The following is a 3,732-nucleotide window of genomic DNA, read 5'->3' as shown; positions in this document are numbered from 1 at the left end:
GTCAAAGATCCCAAACACCCTCACGTCTCCACTGCCAAGCTTTTATCTGGTCGCTAAATAACATTTAGACAGGTATCCCTCTAGTTCCCAACGACTGAAGCAATTTACCAACCGCATCCCCGGACAAGTGTATCTCTGGCTGGCTGTGCCGATTTTTGGGGCTTCTAGTGCTCTGACACGCAAGATTACGGAAATCGGGGCGATGAATTTCGTGGGCGGACACAATCCGATCTCGCTGTGTAACGTATTGTTTGTAGGCAATCTGTGTGCGTTGCTGGTATTAGTTGCCATCCATCGATCGCAATGGAATCCCACTATATTAAACCGCATATCGCGGCGAGAATGGGTGAGTTTGGTTGTGGTGGCGATCTTGGCTGGCGCACTGGCTCCAGGCTTGATTTTTCAAGCCCTAGCCTGGACTCCAGTAACTAATGTAGTGTTGCTCGGTCGATTGGAACCGCCTTTAACCTTAGCATTATCGATCTGGTTATTGCGCGAACGAGTAGATAAATGGGAATTTCTGGGAGCAATTATCGCGTTTATGGGGGTCGTACTGACAATCGTGCTGCAACCTGCGCGGGCAAATATGATGCCGATTATGGGATTGTCGATGGGGTGGGGGGAATTGCTGACGGTGTTAGGTGCGCTGGCTTTAGCGATTGCTACGATCGTCGGCAAACAGCGGCTTGCGAGAGTGCCATTAGGAATCTACAACACCATGCGGACGGGATTGGGCACAATCGTCTTTTTCTGTGTTGCCTTGAGTTTATACGGTCGTTACCATTTTACCGATGTCCTATCGCCGTTTCTATGGCAATGGATGCTACTATACGGCGCGATTATTGTTGTCGTGGGACAATCTTTTTGGACTGCTGGTTTGCGCGCCTCATCGGTGGCGACAGCATCGATCGTGGGTTCGTTTACACCGATTTTCGGGATCTTAGCTGCCTATCTAATACTGGGCGAAGTCCCCACTCGCGCTCAATATATCGGCGGGAGCGTTATTTTATTGGGTGTATTTTTAAGTCAGGTGGGGATTAAAAAACGAGCTAATTCTCGGCAACGAGTCGGTGCTGTAGATCTCGAACAATCGATCGAATCCAAAATGGGATTCAAAGGGATTTAGGAAAAACAATGATTAACTTTCCTGGCTACCAAGCGATCGAGAAATTCTACGAAAGCTCCAGATCGATGCTATATCGAGCGCGACGCAGTACAGATCTCATGCCTGTCATCCTCAAAATATCGAATCAACAATCTCGATTGCCCCCAGAGATCGATCGATTCCAGTTGGAATATAACATTTTGCGAAGTCTAAATATTGAAGGTGTTGTTACAGCTTATGGGTTAGAAACTTATGGTCAAAATTCAGCACTCGTGCTTGAAGATTTCGGCGGAACATCGCTACAAATATGTCTGCGCGATCGAACATTTAATTTAAGAGAGTTCTTGAATTTAGCAATTGAGTTAACATCAATTCTCGGCGAAATCCATCAGCATAACATCATTCACAAAGATCTTAATCCTGCTAATATTGTCTTGAATATCGCCACGGGACAGGTGAAGATTGTTGATTTTGGACTCGCTACAATCCGATTGCCAGAAAGTCCCCTAGCTTGCGATCCTAACTTACTAGAAGGTACTCTATCATATATTTCCCCAGAACAAACAGGGCGAATGAATCGATCGATCGATTATCGAACTGACTTCTATTCGTTAGGGGTAACATTTTATCGATTGTTGTGTACTCGTCTTCCATTTGAGACAACAGATCCGCTAGAGCTAGTTCACGCTCATCTTGCCAGACAACCGATACCGCCTCATGAAATCGATCCGGCGATTCCCATGCTGTTGTCCGATCTAGTGATGAAGCTGATGGCAAAAAATCCTGAAGATCGCCATCAAACTACCAACGAAATTCGTGCAGATCTGCAAGCATGTCTAGAGCAACTTGAAGAGCGAACTGAGAGTCCTATTGAAAAAGTTAACGAACTCGAACCAGCCTCAACTGTTAGTACTAGTTATTTTGCTTCTACCACTAGTACTACCGGATCGGCAGCACTCGATCTAGCAGCTTTAATGAAAGCGTCCCAAGCACTTGCGGGTGAGATCGTGCTAGATAAATTGTTAGCAAAACTGATGACAATCTCGATCGAGAACTCTGGCGCACAACGCGGATGTTTACTTTTAGATAGCAATGGCGAATTAGAAATTGCCGCAGTGGTAGAACCCGATCGCGTGTCTATTTTGCTAGGTAATTCTCTCGACAGTACAGCTCGCAAAGATCTGTTTTCGATCGAGATTGTCAATTACGTGGCAAGTACCCAAGAAAGTATCGTTCTCGATCGAGCTACCACAGACGATCGTTTTAACCGAGATCCTTATATTATCGCTCTTCAGCCGAAATCGATTCTGTGTACGCCATTAATTTATCAAACTAAGCGGGCGGGAATTCTGTATTTAGAAAATAATTTGACGGCTGAAGCTTTTACACCCCAGCGATTAGAAATTATCCAGTTTCTGTCCGTTCAAGCGGCAATTTCTCTCGACAATGCCCAACTATATAACCAACTAGAATTGCGCGTCCAGCAACGCACGATCGAACTGACGCAGACAAACGACAGACTTCAAGCCGAAATCTTAGAACGCCAAAAATCCGAGCAAATCCTCAGATCGATCGTCGCAGGTACAGTTTCCGCAACGGGTGTAGACTTCTTTCGTTCCCTCGTGCGTTCCCTCGCTCAAGCTCTAGATGTCCGCTATGCCTTCATCAGCGAGTGCATGGATGCGCCACCCACCCGCGTGCGGAGTTTCGCCTTTTGGCAGGGCAATGAGTTTGGCAACGAGTTCGAGTACGATTTGTACGGTACGCCCTGCGAACGGGTTGTCGGGAGTAATAGCTATCAGTGTTTTCCCGCCCAAATCCAAGCCTTATTTCCCGCAGAAAAAGATGAATTCGAGGCGATGGAAGCACAAAGCTACGCTGGCATTCCATTACTAACTTCGACAGGTAATTTGTTGGGACATCTGGCGGTTCTAGATGATAAGGAGATGGAATCTAATGCGCGCACGCAGGCAATTCTAGAGATTTTTGCAGCACGAGCGGCAGCGGAGATGGAACGTTTGCAAGTAGAAGATGCCTTGCGGGTGTCGGAAACCAAGTTCTCGACTGCATTTCGCTCCTCTCCCGATGCGATCGCTATTAGCACCCTCGACGATGGCACTTACCTCGAAATCAACGATCGTTGCTTGCAGATGCTGGGATATCGCCGCGCAGAAATGCTCGGACGCAGTACTCTAGAACTGGGGGTGTGGGCGAATCCAGCCGATCGAGTCTCGATCGCTCAACAACTACAACAGCAAGGCACCGTCAGCAATCTAGAGATCTGGTTTCGCCGCAAATCGGGTGAAATTTTCCCTACCTTGTTTTCTGCCGAGGCGATCTACTTGGAGGACGAACCTTGCTTATTAGCAGTAGCAGCGGATATTACCCTACTCAAGCAAGCCGAAAAAGCGTTAGCCAGACTAGCTGAAATTGGCGAACTAGCCGCCACGATCGTCCATGAGGTACGAAACCCCCTTACCACGATTTTGATGGGGTTAAATGCCTTTAAAAAGCTCCAACTCTCCGATCGATTTCAAGAATATCTAAACCTAAGTAGGTGGGCGGGATAATAGTAAACTGGATGAAGATAGTTTAAGCATTTCTCGACAAGTAGGCGAAACCATTTA

General features: G+C 46.9%; 2 protein-coding genes. Both read left to right on the top strand.

Going from position 1 to position 3,732, the window contains the following annotated elements; genetic code table 11:
- Positions 1–127: 127 nt before the first annotated feature.
- Positions 128–1,126, top strand: coding sequence for a DMT family transporter (locus tag C7B77_RS25970; RefSeq protein WP_245894425.1), 999 nt, complete (start codon positions 128–130; stop codon positions 1,124–1,126).
- Between the two features lie 8 nt (positions 1,127–1,134).
- Entirely contained in the window at positions 1,135–3,675 is a 2,541-nt protein-coding gene (locus C7B77_RS25965) for a protein kinase domain-containing protein (protein WP_106311802.1), read from the top strand.
- The last annotated feature ends 57 nt before the right edge of the window (positions 3,676–3,732 follow it).

It is taken from the genome of Chamaesiphon polymorphus CCALA 037 (assembly GCF_003003845.1).
Lineage (GTDB): Bacteria > Cyanobacteriota > Cyanobacteriia > Cyanobacteriales > Chamaesiphonaceae > Chamaesiphon > Chamaesiphon polymorphus.
Note: the sequence above shows the minus strand (reverse complement) of the source record. Positions and strands in the feature narration are given on the sequence as shown.

What these genes read in the sequence shown, in the direction of transcription:
- C7B77_RS25965 (WP_106311802.1), top strand. Translation starts at nt 1,135, where the DNA reads ATGATTAACTTTCCTGGCTACCAAGCGATCGAGAAATTCTACGAAAGC.